The organism is Mycobacterium sp. TH-M82 (assembly GCF_057473605.1).
In genome coordinates, this window is sequence record NZ_JBYCKY010000178.1 from 1 (window position 1) to 5,482 (window position 5,482).

The 5,482-nt window shown below is 69.5% G+C and carries 4 protein-coding genes and 1 pseudogene; 1 reads left to right on the top strand and 4 read right to left on the bottom strand.

Annotation, left to right across the window (positions count from 1 at the left end; translation table 11 throughout):
- The 3 genes from AC2VON_RS05300 to AC2VON_RS05310 all read right to left on the bottom strand — a co-directional run.
- Positions 1–1,120 (bottom strand): MFS transporter (locus AC2VON_RS05300; RefSeq protein WP_486951996.1); only part of this gene is annotated, 1,120 nt, incomplete at its 3' end.
- Positions 1,121–1,196: 76 nt separating this feature from the next.
- Positions 1,197–2,417: a D-alanyl-D-alanine carboxypeptidase DacB1 gene (gene dacB1, locus AC2VON_RS05305; RefSeq protein WP_486951993.1), complete on the bottom strand. Its 1,221-nt coding sequence runs from the start codon at positions 2,415–2,417 to the stop codon at positions 1,197–1,199.
- A 98-nt stretch (positions 2,418–2,515) separates the two neighbouring features.
- Complete coding sequence (locus AC2VON_RS05310) at positions 2,516–3,871, bottom strand: aspartate aminotransferase family protein (RefSeq protein ID WP_486951994.1); 1,356 nt, start codon at positions 3,869–3,871, stop codon at positions 2,516–2,518.
- A 25-nt stretch (positions 3,872–3,896) separates the two neighbouring features.
- Between AC2VON_RS05310 and AC2VON_RS05315 the strand changes: the two genes are divergently transcribed.
- On the top strand, positions 3,897–4,835 hold the full coding sequence (locus AC2VON_RS05315) for a sigma-70 family RNA polymerase sigma factor (protein ID WP_486951995.1): 939 nt from the start codon (positions 3,897–3,899) through the stop codon (positions 4,833–4,835).
- On the opposite strand, the pseudogene AC2VON_RS05320 reads toward AC2VON_RS05315, so the two are convergent.
- A pseudogene (locus AC2VON_RS05320) lies at positions 4,774–5,406 on the bottom strand (carboxymuconolactone decarboxylase family protein); the annotation flags it as partial. The gene AC2VON_RS05315 and the pseudogene AC2VON_RS05320 overlap by 62 nt on opposite strands.
- Positions 5,407–5,482 lie beyond the last annotated feature (76 nt).

Consider the following 5,482-nt stretch of genomic DNA (forward strand, 5'->3'; position numbering starts at 1 on the left):
CGGCGTACACCCAGACCAGCGCCCCGAAGCCGAAGGTGTAGCCGACCGTGAACAGCAGCACACCGCCGAACCTGAACAGCGCGAGCGCGTCGCCGAAGGCCGGGCCGGCGGCGAATACACCGACCAGGATCATGTCGGCTGCGATCATCGTGGCTATGCCGCACAACAGGATCGGGCGCCGGCCGATCCGGTCGATCAGCACCAGCGGGACCAACATCGCCGCCAGCGCCGCGACCTGGACCAGCGCGGGCAGGATGAGCAGCGCGAAGTCGCCGGTGAAGCCCATTGTCTCGAACAGCCGGGGGCTGTAGTAGACGATCGCGTTGATCCCGGTGATCTGGATGAAGAAGCCGAGCGTGACGACGAACGCCGTGGCCCGCCGGTACGGCGGCCGCAACATCTCGCGCAGCACGCCCTGCCCGCCCGAGTTCGCTGCTTTCTCCTCGGCCAGTGTGCGGCTGATTTCGGCCAGCTCCCAGTCGGCGTCTATCTCGGGCTCCACCCGCCGCAGCGTCCGGTGTGCCTCGTCGGCCCGGCCTTTGAGCAGATACCAGCGCGCGGTATCGGGTATCCGAAGCAGCAGCAAGGCCACCAGCACCGCGGGTACCGCCGCCAGGCCCAGCATCGCCCGCCAACTCTGCGTGTCCGCCAGCAGGTAGGCGATCACATACCCGGCGATGATCCCGATCACGGTCGCCAGCCCGTAGGCGACCAACAGCGAACCGCGCACCGCCGCCGGCGCGGACTCGGCGACGAACACCGGAACCACCACCACCGAAACGCCGATGGCCACCCCCAGCAGCAGCCGTGCCGCCACCAGCATGGCCAGCGACACCGACGCCGCGCCCAGCAGCGCGAACACCGCATAGGCGACGGCCACTGCCAGCACGGACTTCTTGCGTCCGATGGCATTGGCCAGCCAGCCGCCACCGGCGGCCCCGGCGACCTCGCCGATCACCGTCGCCGTCGCCACCATCTCCTGTCCGACCGAGGAAAGCCCGAATTCGTCCTCGATGAACAGCAGCGCGCCGGCGATGTTGGACAGGTCGTAGCCGTAGATCAGCCCGACGCTGGCCGCGGTGATCCCCACCGGAAACGCCAGCGGTGACGAGCGTCGCAACTCACCCAGCCGGCCCATCCTGTTCACGGTAGGGGATGGCATGGGATGGGATGGGATGCCATGGGATGGCACAGCGCTAAAACTGCGGCCTGCGGTTCATCGTGCGCGCGACCTTGATCAAGCCGAACACGATGAGGGTTCCGATGACGGCTACGCCGACCCGCACCGGCAGCGCGTTGGCGGCCGGTGCCACAGCGGCGGCCTGGGCGGTCTGCTCAACGCCGACCGGTGGCGACACCAGCGCGGGGTCCGGCTCGATCAGGTTCCCGACCCGGGTGCCCGGTGCGGTGGCGAACCCGTAGTCCAGCAGGTGTGCCGCCTGCTGCCAGGGCGCGATCGGCACCCGGGTGCCGTGCAGCAGCACCGCCACCAGCCGGCGGCCGTCCCGCTCGGCCGCGCCGACGAAGGTCTGCCCGGCGTCGTCGGTGTAGCCGGTCTTGCCGCCGAGTGCGCCCGGATAGTTGTAGAGCAACTGGTTGTCGTTCTCCAGTTGATAGCCGGGGCTGTCGCCGTGCCCCGGGAAGTCGAACGCCCGGGTCGCGACGACCTCGGCGAAGGTCGGGTTTGCCCACGCGTAGCGGTAGAACAGGCCGATGTCGTAGGCCGACGTGCTCATGCCCGGGCCGTCCAGCCCGGAGGGTGTGGCGATCCGGGTGTCCCGGCCGCCGAGCCGGGCAGCCAGCGTATTGAGCTTGTCCAGGGTCGCCGGCACGCCGCCCAGTTGGGTGGCCAGCGCGTGGGCGGCGTCGTTGCCGGAGTCCATCAACAGCCCGTGCAACAGCTGGTTGACGGTGTAGGTGCCGCCGGGGGCGACGCCGACCTTGGTGCCCTCGACGGCCATGTCCTCGGGGGTGCCGGCGACCGGCTGGTTCAGGTCGAGCTCGTTGATCGCCGCCATCGCGGTCAGCACCTTGATGACGCTGGCCGGGCGGTGCCGGCCGTGCGGGTCCCGGCCGGCGATCACCGCGCCGCTGTCGAGGTCGGCCACCAGCCAGGCCTCGGCCGAGATGTCGTCGGGCACCGGCGGGGTGCCCGGCGCGACGACGACGCCGCAGCCGCCCAGCGCCTGACCGCCGACCGGGGTCGCGGGCACCGGCAGCGGTGCGGGCGGATCACCGGCCTCGGGCACCTCGGAGGTGTCGACCGCGGGCGGGGTGGACGTCTGGTACGGGCAGGTATCGGCGGTATCGACGGCGGGGGCCGGCTCGGCGGCCGCTGTGGGCACTGTGGGCACTGTGGGCACTGCGAGCAGGAAGACCCCAGCCGCCAGGCGCGCCGCCGAACGTAACCAAGCCATCGGTTATGCAGGGTAAGCGATCAGCGGCACGATTCCGAGCAGCCGCGCTGTGACCGCACGGGTGGAAGTTGCAGACGTTACCGTGGGCTAGATCAGGGCTAGATCTGCGCCCAGGCGTCGGCCAGCGTGCCGCGCAGGACGGATTCGATGGTGTCGAACTCGGGTTGACCGCTGATCAGCGGCGGCGCCAGCACCACCGCCGGATCGCCCCGCTCGTCGATCCGGCAATACAAGCCGGCCTCGTACAGCGTCGAGGACACCCGCGGGAGCAGCCGCTCGCGTTCGGCGGCGGTGAACGTTTCCCGGGTGGCCTTGTCCTTGACCAGTTCGACGGCGTAGAAGTAACCGTCGCCGCGGACGTCACCGACGATGGGCAGGTCGTAGAGCTTTTCCAGGGTCGACCGGAAAGCCGCGGCGTGGTGTTTGACGCGTTCGTTGAGGCCTTCGCGATCGAAGATGTCGAGGTTGGCCAGCGCGACCGCGGCCGACACCGGATGCCCGCCGAAGGTGTAGCCGTGCGGGAACGTCGTCTTCCCGTCGTTGAACGGCTCGAACAGCCGGTCGCTGGCGATCATCGCGCCGATCGGGGAGTACCCCGAGGTCATCCCCTTGGCGCAGGTGATGATGTCCGGCACGTAGTCGAAGTCGTCACAGGCGAACATCGAGCCGATCCGGCCGAACGCGCAGATCACTTCGTCGGAGACCAGCAGCACATCGTAGGCGTCGCAGATCTGGCGGACCCGGTCGAAGTAGCCGGGCGGTGGCGGGATGGCGCCGCCGGCGTTCTGCACCGGCTCGGTGAACACCGCGGCGACGGTGTCTGGCCCTTCGAACTCGATCGCCTCGGCGATCCGGTCGGCCGCCCAGCGCCCGAACGCCTTGGCGTCGGTGTGAATCGGTTCCCGGGCACGGTAGAAATTGGTGTTGGGCACCCGGAAACCGCCCGGGGTCAGCGGCTGGAACGGCGCCTGGTAGGTAGGCAGGCCGGTGATGGCCAGCGCGCCCTGCGACGCTCCGTGGTAGGCCGTCGCGCGGGAGATCACCTTGTGCTTACCGGGTTTGCCGGTGATCTTGAAGTACTGCTTGGCCAGCTTCCACGCGGTCTCGACGGCTTCGCCGCCGCCGGTGGTGAAGAACACCCGGTTCAGATCGCCCGGCGCGTACTGCGCCAGCCGCTCGGCGAGCTCGATCGCGGCCGGGGTGGCATACGACCACAGCGGAAAGTACGCCAGCGTGCGGGCCTGCTTCGCGGCCGTCTCGGCGAGTTCGTCGCGGCCGTGCCCGACCTGCACCGTGAACAGACCGGACAGCCCGTCGAGATAGCTCTTGCCGCGGTCGTCGAAGATCCTGACGCCGTCGCCGCGGACGATGATCGGCGGGGTGATGCTCGGGCCGTGTCGGGCGAAGTGGCCCCACAGGTGGCGATCCGCCTTGGCCGACTGATTAGTGGTCATCGTGTGCCATTCCTACACTCAGATCATGACCTCGGCACGGCAGGTCACCGAATTCGAGGCGTTGCGGCCGCATCTGCTGGCCGTCGCCTATCGGCTCACTGGGACGTTCGCCGGCGCCGAGGACATCGTGCAGGACGCCTGGCTGCGCTGGGACGCCGCCAACCATGACGAGATCACCGATCTGCGGGCGTGGTTGACGACGGTGGTGAGCCGGCTCGGCCTGGACCGGCTGCGTTCGGCGGCACGTCGCCGGGAAACCTATGTGGGCCAATGGCTGCCGGAGCCGGTGGTGGCCGGCTTCGATGGCGCCGACCCGCTGTCGACGGTGGTGGCCGGCGAGGACGCCCGGTTCGTGGCGATGGTGGTGCTGGAGCGGCTCAGCCCCGATCAGCGGGTCGCGTTCGTGTTGCACGACGGGTTCGCGGTGCCGTTCGCCGAGGTGGCTGAGGTCCTGGGTACCAGTGCAGCCGCTGCTCGCAAGTTGGCATCCCGGGCCCGGCGGGCCGTGGCGGCCGATCCGCCGCCGGAACCGGATCCGGCCCACGCCGAGGTCGTCGGCAAGCTGATGGCGGCCATGGCCGCCGGGGACATGGCCGGGGTCGTGGCGCTGCTGCATCCCGGCGTGACGTTCACCGGCGACGCGGACGGCAAGGCGCCAACGGCGGCGCGGGTCATCCCCGGCCCGGACAAGGTCGCCCGCTTCCTGTTCGGGCTCGCACGGCGCTACGGGCCGGCCATGGTCACCTCGAGTCAACGTGCGCTGATCAACGGCGAACTGGGCGCCTACACGCCGGGAGCTCCGGGCGGCGACGGCTATCAGCCCATGCTGCCGCGCGTCACCGCGCTGACGGTACGCGACGGAAAGGTCTGCGCGGTCTGGGACATCGCCAACCCGGACAAGTTCACCGGCTCTCCGCTGAGGGCTCGTCCGCCCACGGCACCCGGCAGGCGTCACTGGAGCTGAAGCCCTGCTCGGTGATGCCCAGTGCGGAATACATCCGGGCCCGCATGTTCTCCAACCCGACCTGGTAGGTCAGCTCGATCACTCCGGCGTCACCGAAGCGGGCCCGCAGGTCGGCGACCTGCTCGTCGGTGACGGTGTGCGGGTCGGTGGTCATCGCGTCGGCGTAGGCGATGGCCGCACGCTCGTCGTCGGTGAACGCCGGCGAGGTGGCGTAATTGTCGATTTCTTTGAGCCGCTGCATGTCCATGCCCTCGAGGCGAGCCAGCATGGACCCGAAGTCCACACACCACGAGCAGCCGACGGTGCGGGCGGTCCAAAACACCGCCAGGTCGCGCACGCCGGCCGGAAGCTTGCGCGACGCGTTCTGCAGCAGAGCTTCGTGCACCGCGTTGGCGACGAGCAGCCGCGGATGATGCGCCGCCACGGTGAACGGCTCGGGAACCTCCCCGAAGCGGCGCTTGGTATAGCGGTACATGGCGCGCACCAGCCGGTTGGCGCGCTTGGGTGGCAGCGGTTCGATGCGGGTTTTCGGTGTCATACCCGTGAGACGAGACGGCGTGCCAGAACGTGACAGCCTCTGACCCCGGGGCGCGAGCATGCGCAAAGTCGCACTCACACGGCGGATTTTGTGCGACTTTGCGCATGCT

Excerpts from the sequence above, each read along its gene's own strand:
- AC2VON_RS05310 (WP_486951994.1), bottom strand. The coding sequence starts at position 3,871 with ATGACCACTAATCAGTCGGCCAAGGCGGATCGCCACCTGTGGGGCCAC.
- dacB1 (WP_486951993.1), bottom strand. The coding sequence starts at position 2,417 with ATGGCTTGGTTACGTTCGGCGGCGCGCCTGGCGGCTGGGGTCTTCCTG.
- AC2VON_RS05315 (WP_486951995.1), top strand. The coding sequence starts at position 3,897 with ATGACCTCGGCACGGCAGGTCACCGAATTCGAGGCGTTGCGGCCGCAT.